Below are 19,802 nucleotides of genomic sequence, written 5' to 3' on the forward strand. Positions count from 1 at the left end.
CAGCGCAATTTTTGCCAAAGAGTGTGAATGGTTTGGCATTTCTTCAAAAAAAGGAGTGGGCCCCGTTGCGGGTGACCCCATAACAAGAGGGAATTTATGAGTTCCATTGCCAGGAATTACTTCAACCAGCTCAACGCCGACTACCTGCAGGTGCACAGGCGCAAGGAGGATCTCTTCTGGTCCACCTATATGGGCACCAGCGATGATCAGGCCGGTTTCACCGCGGCCGAGCAGGCCTACAAGGCCTTTTGTGCCAATCCGGCCCGTCTGCCCGAATTGCGGGAGATGTTGGTGCAGGCCGACGAGGATGACCTCAAGCGCGGTCTGCAAGGCTGGATCGCCTTCTTCGAGTGCAATGTGATTGAAGATCCCGCCGCTGCCGCCCTGATGGATGAGCTGGTAGCCGCCGAGGCGGCGCTGTTCGCCCGCCGCAAGGGGTTGAAACTGACCCTGCTGGATGAGCAGGGCCAGCAGGTCGCAGGCAGCCTGCCCGCCGCCAGTACCTCGCTCGCCGCCAGCCCGAGCGAGGCGGTGCGCCAGAGCGCGCTCGCCATGTTCCACACCCTGGAGCAGTGGGTGGTCGGCAACGGTTTTCTCGAGGTGGTGGCGATCCGCAACCGCTTTGCCCGCACCATGGGCTATCGCGACTACTTCGACTACAAGGTGCGCAAGAACGAGCAGATGAGCCCGGAGCAGCTGTTTGCCATCCTCGACGACTTTATTGCCCGCACCGACGCCCGGTTGCAGCAGAGTCTGGAAGAGCTGAAGGTTGCCAAGGGGGAGGCGGCCCTGCTGCCCCACAACCTGCGTTACAGCGTGAGCGGTGATGTGACCCGCCAGCTAGATCCTTACGTGCCCTTCTCGCGGGCACTGCGGGATTGGGTTGAGAGCTTCCGCCAGCTCGGCATCCAGTATCGTGGTGCGACCCTGACCCTGGATTTGCTGACCCGGGAGGGGAAATACGAGAACGGCTTCTGCCACGGCCCGGTACCGAGCTTCTTCCAACAGGGGGAGTGGGTGCCGGCGGTGGTCAACTTCACCAGCCTGGCCGATCCGGCGCAGGTGGGCAGCGGCTGGAACGGCCTCAATACCTTGTTCCACGAGGGGGGCCACGCCGCGCATTTTGCCAATGTCACCGGCAACGCCCCCTGCTTCTCACAGGAGTTCCCGCCCACCTCCATGGCCTATGCCGAGACCCAGTCGATGTTCTGCGACAGCCTGCTGGACGATGCCGACTGGCTCAAACGCTACGCCAGAAATGCGGCGGGAGAGCCGATCCCCGATGCGCTTATCAAGGAGATGATCGAAGCGCGTCAGCCGTTTCGTGCCTTCAACGAGCGCCAGATCGCGCTGGTGGCCTACTTCGAGCGGGATCTCTACGCCATGGATGAGGCCGAGCGCACCCCCGAGGCTGTGTTGGCGCTGGCCCGCCAGTGGGAGCGCAAGATTGTCGGGGTCGAGAGCCCGCGCCCGCTGCTGGCCATTCCGCACCTCCTTAATCAGGAGTCGGCCTGCGCCTATCACGGCTACCTGCTGGCGCTGATGGCGGTGGAGCAGACCCGCGCCTTTTTCCTCAAACGTGATGGCTACCTCACCGACAACCCGCGCATCGGGCCGGATCTGGCCGCCCACTACTGGGGGCCTGGCAACGGCATGAGTCACGATGAGACCCTGCGCAGCCTGACCGGCGAGGGATTCAGCGCGGTGCCGCTGGCCGAGGCATGCAACCTGAGCGCCGCCGAAGCGTGGCAACAGGCGCAAGCCTGCATGGCCGCAGCCCAGCAGCGCCCCGCGGCTGGCGAGGGAAGCCCGCTCGATGCCCATATCCGGGTGGTACACGGCGCCGAGCTCATCGCCGACAACAGCGAGTCGGAAACCCGCATGCTGGCAGATTTCGAGGCGTGGATTACCCGGCGCTACTTTGCGGGAGATGTCAGAGAGGAGTTGAGCTGCGTGCAGTAAGTGATGTGATGAAGGCCGGCTTGATATGAATAGGCAATTGGCAGGAGGGGCGACCTTCCTGCCATTCTTTTTTTCATTATTCACGATTCATCAATGACTTTATTTCCGCAATTTTCACAGATGGTGTGGCGTTCAAAGCGATCCATGTTGGCCAGAAAGGGGCCGGCGGCCCAGCCGGTAATGAAGTCTTTGATAAATGCAGTGCGCTTTTGCTCTGGTTTCACCTCTTTTCCATAGGATTTGTCGACCAGCACCACGACATGGTTGGTCTCGCGCTGACAACTCGGGCAGTCGCGTTGTTCGGTGGATGAAAGCAAGGGGGATCTCCTTGTCCGGAAGAGTGGGCAGCAGGTTTTCCGCCGCAGATATATAACGTCCCCATTTGATTCCTTTTGCTGGCGGGTCGTCAATCACAGCGGAGGCGAATTGTGCGCCATCTTCTGTGAAAAGGGGCGAGCCAACAAGGGTGATCATGAGGGGCCAGTCGGCCCCTCTTTTGTTTCCGTTTGTCACACATTGCCACACAAGCTTCCCCCTATGGCAAAGTCTTGTGACCGGACGGGTGTGTAATGGTGCCATCAGCAGGGAGATGAGGCCCTGCCGCGATGGAACCAGGGAGCATGTTATGACGAACAAATGGATGTGGTGGCTGTTGCCGCTGCTGGCGGTCGGAGTCTGGTGGCTCGGTTATGTGGGGGATGCCAACGGGGTGTGGCCCTGGCGCCATGAGATATTGCTGCTGACCGGCCTGCTGGGGATGACCTATATGGCCATTTCGCTGTTGCTGGCGTTGCGCCTGCCGCAGTTGGAGGTGTGGTGTGGCGGTCTGGACCGGATGTTGCGATTGCACCGTCAGACGGGCATCGGTGGCGCATTGGCGCTGACCGCCCACTGGCTGCTGGTGGAGGCGCCCAAGTGGGCGGTCTCGGCGGGTTGGCTGAGCCGTCCTGCCCGGCGTGGGGCCAGCGGTGCTGGGGCTGGCACAGGCAATGGCATCTCCCTCCATGCCCTTGGCAATACCCTGGGTGAGTGGAGTTTCTATCTGCTGATCGCACTGGTGGTGGTGAGCTTGCTGGCGCTGGTCAGTTATGGCCGCTTTCGGCTGATCCACCGGCTGGCGCCGCTCATCTATCTGGCGGGTTGGGGCCACGGGCTCTGCCTGCTGCCTCAGATTGGGGCCATGACCCCGGTGGGGGTAGCGATCTGGTTAATCGGTGGGCTGGGAGCTATCGGGGCCCTCTACTCCCTGCTGGGGCAAGTGGGGGCGCGGGATCGCCATCCTGGCCGGGTCATTGCGGTGCGGGCGCTGGCGGATCACACCTGCGAGCTGACCATGCAGCTGGAGAGGCCGCTCGCCCATTACCGCCCGGGTCAGTTTGCCTTTTTCGAATTTGATGCCAAGGAGGGGACGCACCCCTTTACCCTGGTGCGGGTGTCGGCGGATCGGCGCCAGCTGGTGATCGCGGTGCGGGCGCTCGGGGATCATACCCGCCAGCTGGTAGCAGAAGCTCGTGCCGGGGATGAGGTGGTGGTGACCGGGCCCTATGGCGCCTTTGTCGCCCCGCAGAGGGGAGGCCGAGCCCTCTGGCTGGGGGCCGGGATAGGTATCACGCCGTTTGTTGCCTGGCTGGAGGGGCTGGCTGCCCGCGGGGAGCGGGGCGAGGGGATCACCCTGATCCAGTGTGCGCCGGATCTGGCAGGCGCCGTCTACCACCGGCGGTTGGCCGAGCTCTGTCATCGCACCGGCGTGCGTTATCAGCTGCATCTGGACAAGGCTGCCGGGCGGCTGGATCTGGCCCGCATCGCGCAGGGTGCACCCGAGCAGGTATGGTTTTGCGGGCCGGAGGGGATGGCAGATGCCCTGACCCGGCTGTTGCCGGACGGGCATCTGCATCGCGAGCTGTTTCGCTTTCGTTGAGCTCGATGGGCGCCGTTATTTGGCGCTGGCTGGCAACTGCTTGAGGGCGGCTTGTACCGCCGCCTCCAGTTGCGGGTCACGCCCGGCCACCATGTCGGCGGGGGTGAGGGGCACCTGCAGATCCGGGATCAGCTCCTGATTCTCGTAGAAGGTCCCGTCCGGTTTGCGTAGCCCCAGGGTCGGAATGCCGTAGGATAGTCCCGGGATTAGCCGGGAGTCGTGGCTGTAGACCATGGTGCCGGTGCCGGGCACCGGATCGCCGACGATGGGGCCGACCTTGAGGGTGCGGTAGTACTCGGGGAAGGCGGAGCCTTCCGAGTAGCTGCCAGCGTTGACCAGCACCACCGAAGGCTTGGTCCACTGGCGAGTGGCGGCATCGGTTTCCCCCTTGCCCTGACGGGGCCAGCTGCTGGCCATCCCCTTGGCGCTGCCGCTGCCGGTCAGAAACTCCACCAGGGTATTGGCGAGATAGCCACCGCTGTTGAAGCGGACATCGACAATCAGCGCATCGCGATTGCGCTGTCTGCCGAGGGCATCCGCCACCACAGCATCGTAGACCTCGCTATTCATTGCCGGCAGATAGACGTAGCCGACCCGTCCTCCGCTCAGCCTGGCCACCAGCTCCCGCCGTTTCTCAATCCAGCGATCCTGTTGCAGCTGGTACTCCTGCTGCTTGTCGATGGCGGTGAGCACCACCTCGTCAGTTTGCTTGTTGCCCTCCTGCTGGAAGGTGAGGGCAAGCCGGGCGCCAGCCTGATGGTTGAGGGCTCGATCCAGCTCGGCCAGATTGGCAATCGGGCTGCCGTTGATGGCGAGCAGGCGGGCGCCCGGGGCGATATCGCTCTCCTGATCCAGCGGGCCGCCAGAGAGCAGGGCGGTGAGCATCACCCCCTGCTCGCCATCCTGCCAGTAGCCGCCCAGGCTGGCGGTCTCGTCCGCCATGCGCGGGAAGGGGGCGGGGCCGCTGCCCCAGGTGTGGGAGACATTGAGCTCGCCAGCCAGCTCTTCCAGCAGGTTGCCAAAGTCCCGCGGGTTGCCGATGCCCGGCAGCAGGCGGCGGTAAGCGGCGACATAGCTATCCCAGCTCACCCCGTTCATATCGTCCAGATAGAACTCGTCCCGGGTGAGCCGGGCGATCTGATCGAAGGCGGCGGTCATGCGTTCCTGCCAGCGGCTGGTGGGTTGCAAGGCGAAGGGGGCGCTGGTGGCCTCGCCGGAGTCGAGGTGGATCCGGGTTATCTCCCCATCCCGCACCAGGGTAGCCAGGGTGCCCTGCTGGTTGAGGCTTGCCAGCGCTGGGCCGGGCTGCTCGCCAAACAGTTCGCTGGTTTTGCCTTTGCGCAGATCCTGGCTGTAGCCCTTGATCTCGCTCTCGCTGTTGACCCCCATCTCCTCCACCAGATAGATCAGCTGGTCGCCGATGATGCGGCTGGCGAGCAGGGTGCCGGTGGGTTGCAGCAGCAGCGCTTCGCGATGGTTGAGACGATCGCTCTCAAAGCCGTATCCCCCTTTCGGCGGCTCCAGCTCGGCAATGGCATCGGCTCTGGCGGCACGGCTGCTGTAAATGCCGAGCAGGTTGGTGACAAGGGGCTCGCCATCGGGCCCCAGTGCGCCAAATCGGGTCGATTGCCAGTAGAGGATGGCGCCATCCTGACTCCAGCCCGGTTGCCCATCCTGATAGCCGTTGAGGCTGACATTGACCGGTTTGGCCTTGGGATTGGCCGTGTCGATCACCGCGATCTCCTGCTCTGCCGCATCGGGGCGGAAGGTGAGCGCCAGATGGCGGGAGTCGGAAGCAAAGGCGAGATGCACCTCGTGGCGCGAGGGGTTGAAGCTGGCAGGCACCAGCTCCCGCTGCTTGTTGCTCGCCAGATCCAGCAGGTGGATGGCCTGGCCATCTACCACGAAGGCGAGCTGCTTGCCGTCGGGGGAGAGCACCGGACGGCTGATCCCCTTGCCGGGAATGGCCAGCAGCAGGCTCTCGGCCAGAGTGCCGGGATCGCTGAACAGCAGATCCGGATCTCCCTTGCGCAGGCGATAGAGGGCGGCGTGCCCCTGCTGCTCCGACAGATAGATGAGGGCGCGGCCCTGCTCGGCGAAGAGGGGGCTGGACTGCTCGCTCGGATCTCGGGTCAGCTGGCGCACCCGCTCCCGCTCGGGGTCGACGGCAAACAGGTTGCCCTCGCTCACCAGGATCAGCTCATCCGCCTCTTCGCTGACCAGCGCTTCGTCGGCCAGGGTCAGGGCCTCGCTCGCCTCATCCGGCGCGCTCGCCACTTGTGGGGTGAGGGTCAGCTTGCGTGGCTCGCTGCTACCGGCATCGAGGCGATAGAGTTCACCCAGCCATGACCAGACCAGATCGCCATTGCGAGAGGCGCTGAGCCCCCGCACCGGATGGCCCTGATAGTGGGTCAGCTGTTGCTCCTTGCCGCTGGCGAGATCCCGGCGCCAGACGTTGAAATCGCCGCTGCGCTCGCTCAGGTAAAAGAGGGTATCTCCCTTGTCGCTCCAGACCGGATCAGTGGCCGCCACCCGATCTTCGGTCAGCTGCTTGTGCTGCTTGCCATCAAACAACCAGAGACGGGGCACCGCAAACGAGTGCTGATGCTTGCGAAAGGGTTGATCCGCCGCGGGCATCTGATAGGCGAGCCGCTCCCCGTGGGGGCGGGCCAGGGTCGCAGGCAGCGGCAGATCGGCCTGCAAGGTGCCGCCGCTGATCGGGGTCCAGTAGAGCTCGCCCCATTGGTAGCCTTCCGCGACAAAATGGTCGGCAGCGGGCGCCCCCAAGCGCTGGCTGCTCAGCAGCAGCCGTTTGCCATCGGCGCTGAAGGCTTGCGGCAGATCGGTGCGCGAATCGCGGGTGAGGCGCACCATCTCGCCGCCGCTGGCAGGCACCACGAACACATCCTCGTTGCCGTAGAGATTGGCGGCAAAGGCGAGCTGTTTGCCATCCGGTGACCAGATTGGCCGCTGGCTCAGGTAGTCGCTGCCGGTGAGCGCCGTGGCGGGGCCACCCTCGGCACTGGCGACAAAAATGCGCCCCTGCCAGGTGAAGGCAAGCTGCTTGCCATCGGGGGAGAGGGCGGGCTCGCGCAGCCAGAGTGCATCGGCGGCGACACTGGCGGGCAGCCAGAGCAGAAGTGGCGAGAACAGCAGGGTGGCGAGGCGGCACGAAGAGCGCATGGCATGATCCTGTCGGGGAGTGGAGTGTTATCTTCGCCGATCATTGCCCCAGGTGCCAGCGCGATAATTTTTTGTATCTTGTTGTTTTAACTGTTAATTACCAATACCAAATGACGGCGTTCAAGGAAGATGGCCTGGCTGCGGCAAGATATGTTTTGCCGGGCATATTGAGTATTGATGGCGATCCAATATCATGGCGCTCGCTCGCCACTCGGCGGGCATCGTTCAGATGATCTGGTAACAAGAAAAGCCCGCACCAGAGGCTTGTCGAGGGATGGAATGAGAGCCGTATTACTGTGTTTGTTGGGGCTTTGGCCCGCATTGAGTTTTGCCTTTACCGAAAAAGCCGATTTGGTGGTGGTCAAGAAGTCGACCTATAGCCTGACCCTGATGAAGGATGGCAAGGAATTGAAGCGCTACTGGATTGCTCTGGGCCCGGCGCCCAAGGGGCACAAGCAGCAGGAAGGGGATCAGCGTACGCCGGAAGGGCGCTACACCCTCGATTACAAGAAGACCAATTCCGGCTACTACAAAGCCATCCATATCAACTATCCGAACCTGGATGACATCAAGCGCGCCAATGAGCTGGGTGTTCGTCCGGGTGGCATGATCATGATCCACGGTCAACGCAACAGCATTGGCAACCGCAGGGTTCAGCCTTCCAACTGGACCAACGGCTGCATTGCCATGCTCAATCACGAGCTGGATGAAGTGTGGGACGCGATTGATCCGGGTACGCCCATCGTCATCGAGCCCTGATCCCCTTGTGCACGCCCGCGACTCCGCGGGCGTTTTATTTCCCGCCAGTGATGACGTGACAGCGCTTGCTGTCCCGTGCTAGTTTTTTCGGCTCGCTTTGGCTGTGACAAGGAAGATCACATGATGTCAGTAACGAGCGTGCCCGAGCGAACGGGGATGCTCTGGTGGCGTGCCACACTGGATATGCTCCCGCTCTCCATTTCGGTGATCCCCTGGGGGATCCTGTGTGGCGCTTTGGCGTTGCAGGCAGGGCTGAGTCCGCTTCAGGCTCAGCTGATGTCTTTGCTGGTCTACGCCGGAGCCGCCCAGCTCTCGGCCACGACCCTGTTCGGGGCGGGCACGCCCCTGCTGCCCATCATGAGCTCCACCATGGTGATCACTTCCCAGCATCTGCTATACGGCTTCACCTTCCGCCGTGACGTATTGCCGCTCTCCTTGCGCTGGCGTGCCAGCCTTGCTTTTTTCCTGACTGATGAGATGTTCGCTGTGGCGCTGAAAGACCGGGAGCGCAGCGGCCACTTTGATCCGGCCTACGCGCTCATCGCGGGATTCGTCTTCTATCTGTTCTGGAATCTGGCGACCCTGCTCGGCATCGCGGCCGGTCAGTACATCGATGGACTGGACAGCATGGGGCTGGATTTTGCCATCGCGGCCACCTTCATCGCCATGACCATTCCCGCCATGAAAAACTTGCCCATGGTGGCGGCCACTCTGGTGAGCGGCGGCACAGCGTTGCTTACCAAGCCGCTGCTGGCGGAGATCCACATCATCGTCTCGGCTCTGGCTGGCATGGTGGTGGGCTATGTGCTGCACCGGATGAGGAGGTAGCGTGAGCTGGCTGATGATTGGCCTGCTGGCCCTGATCACCTTTTTCAACCGCTTCGCCTTCTTTTCTCGGTTGACCCGATATCAGCCGGGTGCCGAGATGGGGGCGTTTCTCGGCTTCTCGGCCCAGTCGGTGCTGACTGCAATCTGGTTGCCCATCGTCTTTAGCTACGAGCCGGGGATAGGTCTTGACTGGGATCCTGACTACCTGACTGCCACCCTGTGGGTGATGCTCTTGACCCTGTTGCGGCTGCCGACCCTGGTTGTGGTGGTGGGTGGAATGGGGGGCTTCTTTCTGCTGCGCTGGCTGGGAGGCATAGCCGAGCTCTTGCCTTTGTGAAGCGCGAGCCGTGATCTTGTGTAATGGATGTCATTATTCGACATCCGTCATGTCATGAATGTCACTTCAAAAAAAGCCTGCAAATGGTGAGGATATGGGCTCTATCCGTGAAGGAGTGTCCCATGTCTTTGATCGAAACCTGTCAGCGCATCGTGCGCGATCCCCATCTCTCCGCCGCCCAGAAGAGCCACGCGCTGGCGCTGGCCGCCGAGAATGCGTTGCCCTACCTCGACCTGCCTGCCGCAGTCGCCGAGGCGATGGAGCAGGGATTTATCTGCGACATGTTCGAAGGGCACGCCCCCTACAAGCCACGTTATGTGCTGCCGGACTATGAAAAATTCCTGACTCAGGGCTCTGCCTGGCTGGAGCTGGCGGCGCCGCAGGATTTCGACGAGGCGCTCAACGCCCTGCGCATCCTCTATCACCATGTCCCCTCCGTTACCGGCATGCCGGTCTGGCTGGGGCGGCTCGACCACCTGCTGCTGCCCTTCGTCGGCGAACTGGATGACGAGACCCTCTATCACAAGCTGAAGGGGTTCTGGGTCTATCTGGACAGGGTGCTGCCGGACGCCTTCATGCACGTCAACATCGGGCCGGATGACAACCGCATCTGCCGCCTGATCCTGCGTATCGACAACGAGCTTAAGCAGGTGGCGCCGAACCTCACTTTCTTCCACGATCCGGAGCAGACCCCGGACAGCCTGCTGCTGCAGGCGGTGAAGAACATCGCCGAGTGCAGCAAGCCGCACATCGCCAACTACCCGATCCACCGCGATACCTTCGACGCTCGTGGTTTTGGTATCGTCAGCTGCTACAACGCCCTGCCGCAGGCGGGTGGCGCCAATACCCTGGTGCGCATCTCCCTCAAGCGGGTCGCCGAGCAGTGTCAGGGGATCGATGATTTCCTCGGTTGCCTGCTGCCCCATTACTGCCGCTTGGCCTCTCAGCTGATCGACGCGCGGACCGCCTTCCTCCACGATGAGTCCGGTTTCTTCGACAGCTTCCTGGTGAAAGAGGGGCTGCTGGATGAGGATCGCTTTGTCCCCATGTTTGGCATCTACGGCATGGCGGAAGCGGTCAATATCCTGATGGATAAAGAGAATCTGCCGGATCGCTACGGCCATGGCGAGGAGGCGAACCAGCTTGGCTATCGCATCTCGGCCCAGCTCTCCGCCTATGTGACTACGACCCCGCAGACCCATGCCTGGGGTGGTCGCGCCCTGCTGCACTCACAGGGGGGCCTCAGCATCGATGTGGCTGTGACCCCCGGGGTGCGCATCCCCTACGGGCAGGAGCCGGATCCGGCAAGCCATGTGCTGGCACTGGCACCGCACCACACCTATTACCATTCGGGGATCAGCGAGATCCTGACGCTGGATCCCACCATCCGCCAGAACCCGCAGGCGCTGTTGCAGCTCTGCAAAGGGGCGCTCGCCATCGGTATGCGCGAGTTCACCGCCAACGTGGCCGACAGCGATCTGGTGCGGGTGACCGGCTACATGATCCGCAAGAGCGACGTGGCCCGCTTCGCAGAAGAAGGCTCGCGCTTGCAGACCACCTGTCTCGGTGCCGAGGCGAGTGAAGTGACCGCCATTCGTCAGCGGGCACCGCGGGTGGTCGCCCACGAATCGACCATCTGCGAGTATTGAGCTCGAACCTGATGGCTGACGCCTTGCCAACACGCAGCGCCCTGGTGAGCAGGGTGCTGCCGTTCTCTTGTGTCGACGGGCCGGGCAACCGGCTGGTGCTGTTTCTGCAAGGGTGCAACTTTCGTTGCCCCGGCTGCCACAATCCGCACACCATAGGGCTGTGTGACGATTGCGGTGACTGCCTTGCGGTCTGCCCAAGCGGTGCCCTCACCTTGAGCGAAGGCAAGATACAATGGCAGGCGGCGCTCTGTACCGATTGCGACGCCTGTCTGGATGTCTGCCCGCGCAGTGCCAATCCCAAGACCACAACCATGACGGTGGACGACGTGTTGGCCCTGCTGCGCCGCTACGGCCCACTGCTGAGCGGGATTACCGTCTCCGGTGGTGAGGCGACCACCCAGCTCCCCTTTGTGGTTGCGCTGTTTGCCGCCATCAAGGGCGCGCCGGATCTGACCCATCTCACTTGCCTGCTCGACAGCAACGGTTCGCTGGCCGAAACCGGCTGGCAGCGGCTGCTGCCGGTGCTCGACGGCGCCATGCTCGATCTCAAGGGGTGGCGTGACTCGGTGCATCACACTCTGACCGGCTATGGTCGCGAGCGGGTGCTGGCATCGCTGCAACTGCTGGCACGCCACGGCAAGCTGACCGAACTGCGGCTGCTCCATGTGCCGGGCAAGAGCGATTTTCTGGATGCGAGTGGTGAGCTGGACGAGGATCTTGCCGCCTTCTTGCAGCAGCTTGGGCCTGTGCCCATTCGCCTCAACGGCTTTCGCCACCATGGGGTACGGGGAGAGGCGGCGCAATGGCCAGAGGCTCACCAAACCGAGCTGGAACAGCTGGCCAGCCGTTTGCGTGCAGCGGGATTGGGGCCGGTCTCACTGCCTGCCTTGATGGGCTGAGTGGTTGCGTCATCCGGTGACCGTCATGGCGTGAGGTGCGGCATGGAAAGGCCGCAACTGTGATATCTGTCTATTGGAGGGGGCGAGAACGGCGGCTAGAATAATGGCCATCTTCTTACCCCCTCAATGACAGATAATCATGAGTGAAAGCAAGGCGTTATATCGGGTTCAGTTTATTTGCCACAGCGAGCGCTACGAAGTGTATGTGCGCGAAGTCAATCAGGGCCAGCTGTTCGGTTTTATCGAGATTGCCGATTTTGTCTGGGATAACCATACGGCGCTTATCGTCGATCCCAGTCACGAGAAGCTCAAGAGCGAATTTGCCGATGTGCGCCAGACCCTTATTCCCATGCATCAGGTGCTGCGCATCGATCAGGTGAAAAAGCAGGGGGCTGCCCGCATCACGGATCTGGGCAGCAACGTCGCCTCCTTCCCCAGCCCCATCTATACCAAACGTCCCTAGTCCCTACTTGCCGTTGATGTTTCGCCGCGGTGAAACATCAATCATTGCTCGCTGTCATCCGGCTCAGGGCTCAATCAATTCGCGACCCAGTTGCAGGATCCGCTGGCGGAACCAGTGGCGGGCCGAGCCATCACCGGCCGGGCCATACCAGACCAGACTGTGACTCACCTTGCCGTAATCGAACGGTGCCGGACGCATCACCAGATCCGGCTGACTGGCCATGCAGGCCGCCCAGCCACCGATGGCGGTGAGGATCAGGTCGGTCTGGGGTAGCAGGGCCGCCGCGCTGGCAAAATCGGGCAGGGTGGCGCCAATCTGGCGACGCACCTGCTGCTGGGCCAGGCTCTGCTCGAAGAAGGGGTTGGCCAGCTCCTGATCCCGGATGGCGATATGGCGCCAGCTCAGGTAGGCATCGAGATCCCAGGGTTTGGCCAGCGCGGGGTGGTCTTTGCGCAGCAGGCAGACCAGTTTTTCTTCCCGCAGGGTCTCCCACACCAGCCCGGGCTGTCGCGGCAACGGCTGGCTCTGGTCATGGGGCAGGATCACGAAGTCGAGTTTACCCGCTGCCAGCGCCTCCAGCCCCTGCTCATCCTTGTTCCAGATCTCCGGCACCATGCCCGGTACCTCTTTCATCAGCTGACCGAGAATGGGGCCCACCGGCCAGGTCATCACGCTCTCGCGCAATCCTAGCCGCAAGCTGCCCTGCCACTGCTGCGGGTTGAAGGCATTCTGGCGAGTGAGGCCGTTCAGCTCCCCCAGTAGTCGATGCAGGGTGGGAGCCAGTCGCTCGGCCATGGGGGTGAGCAGCAGCTGGTTGCCCTGGCGGTAGAGCAGTTGATCCCCCAGCAGATCCCGCAGCTGGTTGAGGGTTTTGCTGACGGTGGAAGGCGTGGTGCAGAGCCGCTCGGCGGTGCGGGTGACGCTCTGGTTGTCTAGCAGCAGGTGCAGGGTGACCAGATGGCGACCTCCCAGCCTAGAGAGAGCGATCAGATCCATAGTGGCTCCTGAAATTGATGAAGATAAACAGGCTTGGAATCAGGGAGATTCAGCGTGACCTGCTGGCATTCTCTCACAGCTGGGGGAGGGTGAGCAGACACCTCAAGAGGTGGCTGCGAACGCAACAGACAAAAAAGCCCCGCCAAAGCGGGGCTGGTGCGGATTAGCCCTTGAGCACCGCCGCCATGGCGTCGGCTACGTAGTCGACGTTGCGGCTGTTGAGGCCCGCCACGCACATGCGACCGGATCGCACCAGATAGACGGCGAACTCTTCGCGCAGTCTGTCAACCTGCTCCGGGGTGAAGCCGGTGTAGCTGAACATGCCGCGCTGGTTGATGAAGTAGCTGAAATCACGGCCGGGTACCTTGGTGCTCAGCACCTCGAACAGCTTCTGGCGCATCGCTTTGATGCGGGTGCGCATCTCGGTCACTTCATCGACCCACATGGCGTGCAGCTCGGGCTGGTTCATCACCGCCGCAGTGATCTGGCCACCGTGGGTGGGAGGGCTTGAGTAGTTGCGGCGCACGGTGGCCTTCATCTGGCCCAGTACACGGCTGGCCTCTTCGGCATCCTGACAGATGACCGACAGGCCGCCGCAGCGCTCGCCGTAGAAGGAGAGGTTCTTGGAAAACGAGTTGCTGACGAAGAAGCTGACACCGGCGGCCACCATGGCGCGAATGGCGTAGGCATCCTCTTCCAGCCCGTCGCCGAAGCCCTGATAGGCGATGTCCATAAAGGGGATCAGGTTCTTCTCGACCACCAGTGCGATCACCCGATCCCACTGGGCGCGGGAGAGATCCACCCCGGTCGGGTTGTGGCAGCAGGGGTGCAGTAGCACGATGCTCTTGACTGGCAGGCTGCTCAGGCAGTCGATCATGGCATCGAACTGCACACCACCGGTGGCCACATCGTAGTAGGGGTAGTCGTGCACCTTGATGCCGGCTCCCTCGAACATCGCCTTGTGGTTGTCCCAGGTCGGGTTGCTGACCCACACCTCGGAGGTCGGGAAGTAGCGATTGAGCAGATCTGCCCCGATCTTCAGCGCGCCTGAGCCGCCGATGGTCTGGATGGTGGCGATACGTCCCGCCTTGACCGCTTCATGGTCGGCACCAAACAGCAGGTGTTGCACTGCGGTGCGGTAGTTGGCGGCGCCTTCCATCGGCTGGTAGGGGCGCGGGGCCGGGGCGGCGGCGCGCTGGGCTTCGGCTTGCTGCACCGACGGCAGCAGCGGAATGCGCCCCTGCTCGTCGTAATAGAGGCCGATCCCCAGGTTCACCTTCTGCTCGCGGGTGTCTTTGTGGAAGGTCTCGACTAGCGTCAGGATGGGGTCGCCAGCGTAGGCATCGACGTGTTCAAACATGGGGGATCCTTGAAATTGACTGTCCAGTAAAACCGGCGGTCAGCCGGGCTGGACATCATGGCGCAAAGCTGGCGGTGGCTCAAGCCCGACGCTGGTCGAGCCTGAAGGGATGGTGCCGCCATCCTGCTTACTTCAAATAGGATCTCAGGACGCTGACCACCTGATCCAGATCCTCTAATCGCTCGGCCGGGGTGGCATCGGGGGCGCCGAGATGCTCGCGCATGTGTCCCTCCAGTACCTCCAGCATCAAGCCGTTGACGGCGCCGCGGATGGCGGCGATCTGCTGCAAAATGGCGGTGCAGTCGCTCTCCTGCTCCAGCGCGCTCTCCAGCGCACCGGCCTGTCCCTTGATGCGGCGCACCCGTGCCAGCAACTTCTTTTTGTCGTGAATGGTGTGGGACATGATGGATCCTCTCGATCAATAAAACTATACTGGGGTATAGTATATTGCATCATCGCTCTCAGGAGAAATCCATGTCATCCCTCGCTCAATCACACTGCCATCAACCCGTCATCCACGAGGGCAATCCGCTGGCCGAACAGAAGACCCGCTGGGCCGTATTGCTGACCGTCATCATGATGGTGGCGGAGATCGGCGGCGGCTGGTTCTACAACTCCATGGCGCTGCTGGCCGATGGCTGGCACATGAGCTCCCACGCGCTGGCTCTCGGCCTCTCGGTGCTGGCCTACCGCGCCGCCCGCCACTTCGCCCGTGACCACAGATTCAGCTTCGGCACCTGGAAGATCGAGGTGCTGGGTGGCTTCACCAGCGCCCTGTTGCTGGTGGGAGTGGCCGGGTTGATGCTGTTCGAGTCGGTGTTCCGGCTGCTCGATCCCAGCCCGATCCACTATCAACAGGCGATCGCTATCGCGCTGGTGGGGCTGCTGGTGAACCTCGCCTGTGCCTGGCTGCTCAAGGATGATCACGGCCACCATCACCACGGCCATGACCACCATCATGAGCATCACGACCACGATCATCATCATGACCATGACGATCACCACGGCCATCAGGATCTCAACCTGCGTGCCGCCTATATCCACGTGCTGGCGGATGCGGCCACTTCCGTGCTGGCGATTCTGGCGCTGACTGGGGGTATGTTGTGGGGGGCCGACTGGCTGGATCCGCTGATGGGCATTGTGGGTGCCGGGCTGGTCGCGGTGTGGGCCTGGGGGCTGTTGCGCGACTCTGGTCGGGTGCTACTGGATGCCGAGATGGATACCCCGCTGGTGGCGGAGATCCGCGAGGTCATCGCCGAACTGCCGGGCACTGATATTCGCGATCTGCATGTCTGGCGGGTAGGGCAGCAGCAGTATGCCTGCGTGCTCTCTTTGCTGATGGTCAATCCGCTACCGGCGCAGCAGATCCGCGAACGGTTGGCGATCCATGAAGAGTTGGTGCATGTGACCATCGAGATCGCCAGCGAACAGGTATGGAGAATGTAACGAGAGACGCCACTGAGGTGGCAATGCCTTCTTTGAGTCCCTTGTTGCTTGGGCGAGATTTTTTTGAATCTATTCGGATTAAATATGTGATGTGGCGACGGCGAGCTTTCTTGATCCGCTTATAAGATGTATGCAGAATGCAAACAGAAATCGTTATCACTCTGTATGGCTAATCAAGGAATGGATGATGAAAATGAAGATGTTGGCACTGGCTTTCTCTGCGTTGGCAGCTCAGTCGGCATTGGCGGCCGGGGAAGTGAATGTCTACTCCAACCGGCAGGATGAGCTGATCAAGCCCATCATCCAGCAGTTCGAGAAGGAATCTGGCATCAAGGTGAACGTGGTGTTCGCCAAAGAGGGATTGAACGAGCGTCTGGAGCGGGAAGGCAAGCTCTCTCCGGCCGACCTGATGCTGACCGTCGATATCAGCCGTCTGACCGATCTGGTGGACAAGGGGCTGGTGCAGCCGGTAGACAGCAAGATCCTGCAGGAGAACATCCCCGCCATCTATCGTGATCCGGAGAATCGCTGGTTCGCCCTGACCACCCGGGTTCGCGCCATCTACTCCAGCAAGGAGCGCCTCGGCAAGCTCGACACCATCAGCTACGAAGATCTGGCCAAACCGGAATTCAAAGGGAAAATCTGCACCCGCAGCGGCAAGCATGAGTACAATGTGGCGCTGGTCTCCTCCATGATTGCCCATCACGGCATGGCCGAGACCAAAACCTGGCTGGAAGGGGTCAAGGCCAACCTGGCGCGTAAGCCGCAGGGCAACGACCGGGATCAGGTCAAGGCGATCAAGGATGGTATCTGTGACGTGTCACTCGGCAACAGCTACTATCTGGGCGCCATGTTGAAAGATCCGGCGCAGAAGTCCTGGGCGGATGCGGTCTATATCAACTTCCCGAACCAGGCTGACCGCGGTGCCCACGTCAACGTGAGTGGCGTGGCCATGACCAAGTATGCCAAGAACAAGGCCGAGGCCCAGAAGCTGATGGAGTTTCTGGCTGGCGACACCGCCCAGCACATGTATGCGGACGTGAACGCCGAATATCCGGTCAAGGCCGGAGTCGAGCCTTCCGCCATGGTCAAGTCCTGGGGCAGTTTCAAGTCTGACGCACTACCGGTCAGCGATTACGCCAAGCACCGCAAGGACGCCTTGCAGTTGCTGGATGAAGTGAAGTTCGACTTGTAATCAGATGGGGCCAACGGCCCCATCAACCTCTGTGGTCTCATGAAAAATTTTGGATGGATGACCGGCAGCTGGGCCACCGCCCTGCTGCTGGGTTTACCGGTTATAGCCCTGCTTTTCTCTGCCTTCTCGGCTGAGGGGGAGCTGTTTCGCCACCTCGCCGATACCGTGCTGTTCGACTATCTGGGCAATACCCTGGGGCTGGTGGTCGGTGTGGTACTGCTCAGCCTGCTGTTCGGGGTGCCTACCGCCTGGCTGGTGGCCATGTGCCAGGTGCCGGGGCGCCGTGCTCTGCAGTGGGCCTTGATGCTGCCGATGGCCATGCCCTCCTATATTGTCGCCTACGTCTATACCGACCTGCTCGACTACTCGGGTCCGCTGCAGGCCGGGTTGCGAGCACTCTTTGGCTGGAACAGTCCGGCCGATTACTGGTTTCCGGCCATTCGCTCCCTTGGCGGCGCCGCCTGGGTGCTGGCGCTGGTGCTGTTCCCCTATGTCTATCTGCTGACTCGAGCCTCCTTTCTCGAGCAGTCGGTCAGCCTGATCCACTCCAGCCGCCTGCTCGGCTGTACCCCGTGGCAGAGCTTTTGTCGTCTCAGTCTGCCGTTGGCGCGTCCCGCTATCATGGTGGCGGTGTCGCTGGTGGCGATGGAGACGCTGGCTGATTTCGCCACCGTCCACTTCTTTGCCATCAACACCCTGACCACGGCGGTCTATGACACCTGGCTCGGCTATGGCAGTCTGGCCACCGCGGCGAAACTCTCCTGCCTGATGTTGCTGGCTGTGGTGCTGTTGATCGCGCTGGAGCGCCGCTCGCGCAGTCGGCAGCAGGTGTTCCAGAAGTCCATGGGCCATGAGCAGCCGCTGCGCTATCCGCTCAAGGGGATTCGCCGCGCTCTCGCCGGTCTCTGGTGCTGGGGGTTGGTGCTGGCCGGTTTCGGCCTGCCGTTCGTCATCCTGCTTGACTACGGTGTGCGCTACTTCGAGTTGTCGTGGACGCCGGAGTTTGTTCGCTTCGCCGGCAACAGTCTGCTCATCTCGGCGCTGACCGCCCTGCTGGCCATGGGGATTGCCCTGCTGCTCGGTTTCTTCCGTCGCCTCGATGGCGGGATAAAGAGTTTGTTGCCCCTGCGCATCGCCGCCATGGGTTACGCCATGCCGGGTACCGTGCTCGCCATCGGGGTGCTGGTACCGCTCACCGCCCTCGACTTTGCCATCAACGATCTGGCCGAGTGGCTCGGGCGTCAGGGGCCGGGGCTGCTGCTGACCGGCACCATCACCGCGATCGTGTTCGGCTATCTGGTGCGCTTCGTGGCTATCGCCATCGGCTCGGTGGAGAGCAGCATGGGCAAGATCTCCCCCAGTCTCGATATGGCGGCCCGCTCTCTGGGGCAGGGGGATGGGGCCATGCTGCGGCGGGTCCATCTGCCGCTGGTGCGCCGCGGTCTGTTTGCCGGTGCCATGCTGGTGTTTATCGAATCCATGAAGGAGCTGCCCGCCGCCCTGCTGCTGCGGCCGTTCAACTTCGATACTTTGGCGACCCACGTCTACCAGTTCGTCTCGGACGAGATGCTGGAGCGCGGCGCGCTGGGGGCCATCGTCATCGTGCTGGTGGGGCTGTTGCCGCTGATCTGGGTCAACCGCACTCTGGACACTCCGGGCCACTGAGTCGCCACGTCGACCAATGAAATTGCATGCGGTGTGCTGAAAAAGGCAGTGCGCCGCCAGAAACGAGAGGAAGTCAGCCTTGTCCTGTTTGCAGGTTGAAAATGTCAGCTGCCGTTACAACGGCCGCAATGTGCTGGAACGATTGTCCCTGACGGTGGCAGACAACGAGATCGTCTGCCTGCTGGGGGCGAGCGGCTGCGGCAAAACCACGCTGCTCAAGGCCATCGCCGGCCTGCTGCCGCTGGCAGAGGGCTCGATCCGCCTCGGCGATACCCTGCTCGACGGGCCCGGCGCCAGCGTGCCGCCCGAGGTGCGCAACATCGGGATGATCTTTCAGGATTACGCCCTCTTCCCCCACCTGACGGTGGCTGACAACGTCGGCTTCGGTCTGACCAAACTCGACCGCCGTGCCCGCCAGCAGCAGGTGGACGAGGCGCTGGCGCTGGTCAATCTGCAGGGGCTGGGGGATCGTTATCCGCACCAGCTCTCCGGTGGCCAGCAGCAGCGGGTGGCCATCGCCCGGGCGCTGGTGTGCAAGCCGCGGCTGATGCTGCTGGATGAGCCCTTCTCCAACATCGATACCCAGGTGCGGATGAAGTTGATCCTCGAGATCCGCGCCCTGCTCAAGCAGCAGGGGATCGGCGCCATCTTCGTCAGCCACAGCAAGGAGGAGGCGTTCGCCTTCGCCGACCGACTGGCGCTGTTTCGCGCAGGTCATATCGAACAGGTGGGCCAGCCGGAACAGCTCTATCGTCGCCCGCAAAACCGCTTTGTGGCGGAGTTTCTCGGCGGGGTCAACTATCTGGCTGCCGAGGTGGTGGACAGCCACTGCGTGCAGACGGCGCTCGGGGTTATCTGTGGCAGCGAGCCCCATGGCCGGGCGGTGGGTGAGCAGTTGCAGCTGATGCTCAGACCCCAGCAACTGCTGCTGGAGAGCGCCGCAGATGGGGAGCTCAAGGTGGTGGAGCAGCAGTTCCTCGGCCATCACTGCCGGGTGCTGTTCGAGTGTGGCGATCTGCAGCTGGAGGCGAGCATTGGCGAGCCTCTTGAGGGGATGCGGGCCCGCATCCGGGTGGCGCCTCATACGCTGGTGTTGTTTGACCCTTTACCCTGAACGCGTGATATCGTCGTGAAATCAAAGA

17 protein-coding genes are annotated in these 19,802 nt (G+C 62.2%); 12 read left to right on the forward strand and 5 right to left on the reverse strand.

Going from position 1 to position 19,802, the window contains the following annotated elements; translation table 11 throughout:
* The first annotated feature begins 96 nt into the window (after positions 1 to 96).
* Positions 97 to 1,962 (forward strand): M3 family metallopeptidase, encoded by a 1,866-nt coding sequence (locus AB5Y86_RS20770; RefSeq protein ID WP_368193959.1) that lies wholly within the window; start codon positions 97 to 99, stop codon positions 1,960 to 1,962.
* Positions 1,963 to 2,042: 80 nt separating this feature from the next.
* On the opposite strand, the gene AB5Y86_RS20775 is transcribed toward AB5Y86_RS20770, so the two are convergent.
* On the reverse strand, positions 2,043 to 2,279 hold the full coding sequence (locus AB5Y86_RS20775) for a hypothetical protein (RefSeq protein ID WP_368193960.1): 237 nt from the start codon (positions 2,277 to 2,279) through the stop codon (positions 2,043 to 2,045).
* 308 nt (positions 2,280 to 2,587) lie between these two features.
* Between AB5Y86_RS20775 and AB5Y86_RS20780 the strand changes: the two genes are divergently transcribed.
* Positions 2,588 to 3,880: a ferric reductase-like transmembrane domain-containing protein gene (locus AB5Y86_RS20780; protein ID WP_368193961.1), complete on the forward strand. Its 1,293-nt coding sequence runs from the start codon at positions 2,588 to 2,590 to the stop codon at positions 3,878 to 3,880.
* Positions 3,881 to 3,895: 15 nt separating this feature from the next.
* On the opposite strand, the gene AB5Y86_RS20785 is transcribed toward AB5Y86_RS20780, so the two are convergent.
* Positions 3,896 to 7,063, reverse strand: a complete 3,168-nt coding sequence (locus AB5Y86_RS20785; RefSeq protein WP_368193962.1) for a S41 family peptidase — start codon at positions 7,061 to 7,063, stop codon at positions 3,896 to 3,898.
* Positions 7,064 to 7,342: 279 nt separating this feature from the next.
* Here AB5Y86_RS20785 and AB5Y86_RS20790 point away from each other — a divergent pair, with 279 nt between their 5' ends.
* The 6 genes from AB5Y86_RS20790 to AB5Y86_RS20815 all read left to right on the forward strand — a co-directional run bounded on the left by AB5Y86_RS20790 (position 7,343) and on the right by AB5Y86_RS20815 (position 11,998).
* Positions 7,343 to 7,822, forward strand: a complete 480-nt coding sequence (locus AB5Y86_RS20790) for a murein L,D-transpeptidase family protein (RefSeq protein WP_042084254.1) — start codon at positions 7,343 to 7,345, stop codon at positions 7,820 to 7,822.
* A gap of 120 nt (positions 7,823 to 7,942) precedes the next feature.
* Positions 7,943 to 8,650: an AzlC family ABC transporter permease gene (locus AB5Y86_RS20795; protein WP_021230918.1), complete on the forward strand. Its 708-nt coding sequence runs from the start codon at positions 7,943 to 7,945 to the stop codon at positions 8,648 to 8,650.
* Between the two features lies 1 nt (position 8,651).
* Positions 8,652 to 8,987 (forward strand): AzlD domain-containing protein, encoded by a 336-nt coding sequence (locus AB5Y86_RS20800; protein WP_139735258.1) that lies wholly within the window; start codon positions 8,652 to 8,654, stop codon positions 8,985 to 8,987.
* A 122-nt stretch (positions 8,988 to 9,109) separates the two neighbouring features.
* Complete coding sequence (locus AB5Y86_RS20805; RefSeq protein WP_368193963.1) at positions 9,110 to 10,636, forward strand: YjjI family glycine radical enzyme; 1,527 nt, start codon at positions 9,110 to 9,112, stop codon at positions 10,634 to 10,636.
* An 11-nt stretch (positions 10,637 to 10,647) separates the two neighbouring features.
* The gene (locus AB5Y86_RS20810) at positions 10,648 to 11,535 is read left to right on the forward strand and encodes a YjjW family glycine radical enzyme activase (protein ID WP_368193964.1); all 888 of its coding nucleotides are present in this window, start codon (positions 10,648 to 10,650) and stop codon (positions 11,533 to 11,535) included.
* A 139-nt stretch (positions 11,536 to 11,674) separates the two neighbouring features.
* Positions 11,675 to 11,998, forward strand: a complete 324-nt coding sequence (locus AB5Y86_RS20815; protein ID WP_005340296.1) for a DUF1820 family protein — start codon at positions 11,675 to 11,677, stop codon at positions 11,996 to 11,998.
* 63 nt (positions 11,999 to 12,061) lie between these two features.
* On the opposite strand, the gene AB5Y86_RS20820 is transcribed toward AB5Y86_RS20815, so the two are convergent.
* The 3 genes from AB5Y86_RS20820 to AB5Y86_RS20830 form a co-directional block, all read right to left on the reverse strand.
* Complete coding sequence (locus AB5Y86_RS20820; RefSeq protein WP_047434445.1) at positions 12,062 to 12,994, reverse strand: LysR family transcriptional regulator; 933 nt, start codon at positions 12,992 to 12,994, stop codon at positions 12,062 to 12,064.
* Positions 12,995 to 13,157: 163 nt separating this feature from the next.
* Positions 13,158 to 14,354, reverse strand: a complete 1,197-nt coding sequence (locus AB5Y86_RS20825; RefSeq protein ID WP_368193965.1) for an aromatic amino acid transaminase — start codon at positions 14,352 to 14,354, stop codon at positions 13,158 to 13,160.
* 127 nt (positions 14,355 to 14,481) lie between these two features.
* A complete protein-coding gene (locus AB5Y86_RS20830) occupies positions 14,482 to 14,757 on the reverse strand; it encodes a metal/formaldehyde-sensitive transcriptional repressor (protein WP_005340299.1) in 276 nt (91 codons plus the stop codon).
* Between the two features lie 71 nt (positions 14,758 to 14,828).
* Between AB5Y86_RS20830 and dmeF the strand changes: the two genes are divergently transcribed.
* From dmeF to AB5Y86_RS20850, 4 genes are all read left to right on the forward strand, one after another.
* Positions 14,829 to 15,800: a CDF family Co(II)/Ni(II) efflux transporter DmeF gene (gene dmeF, locus AB5Y86_RS20835; RefSeq protein WP_368193966.1), complete on the forward strand. Its 972-nt coding sequence runs from the start codon at positions 14,829 to 14,831 to the stop codon at positions 15,798 to 15,800.
* Between the two features lie 187 nt (positions 15,801 to 15,987).
* Positions 15,988 to 16,995: a Fe(3+) ABC transporter substrate-binding protein gene (locus AB5Y86_RS20840; RefSeq protein ID WP_005357960.1), complete on the forward strand. Its 1,008-nt coding sequence runs from the start codon at positions 15,988 to 15,990 to the stop codon at positions 16,993 to 16,995.
* A 39-nt stretch (positions 16,996 to 17,034) separates the two neighbouring features.
* Positions 17,035 to 18,660 (forward strand): ABC transporter permease, encoded by a 1,626-nt coding sequence (locus AB5Y86_RS20845; protein ID WP_368193967.1) that lies wholly within the window; start codon positions 17,035 to 17,037, stop codon positions 18,658 to 18,660.
* Between the two features lie 79 nt (positions 18,661 to 18,739).
* Positions 18,740 to 19,774 carry an ABC transporter ATP-binding protein gene (locus AB5Y86_RS20850; protein WP_368193968.1) on the forward strand — a complete coding sequence of 345 codons (1,035 nt, stop codon included), beginning with the start codon at positions 18,740 to 18,742 and terminating at the stop codon, positions 19,772 to 19,774.
* Positions 19,775 to 19,802 lie beyond the last annotated feature (28 nt).

Source organism: Aeromonas sp. s8, from assembly GCF_040907785.1.
GTDB classification, from domain to species: Bacteria; Pseudomonadota; Gammaproteobacteria; order Enterobacterales; family Aeromonadaceae; genus Aeromonas; species Aeromonas veronii.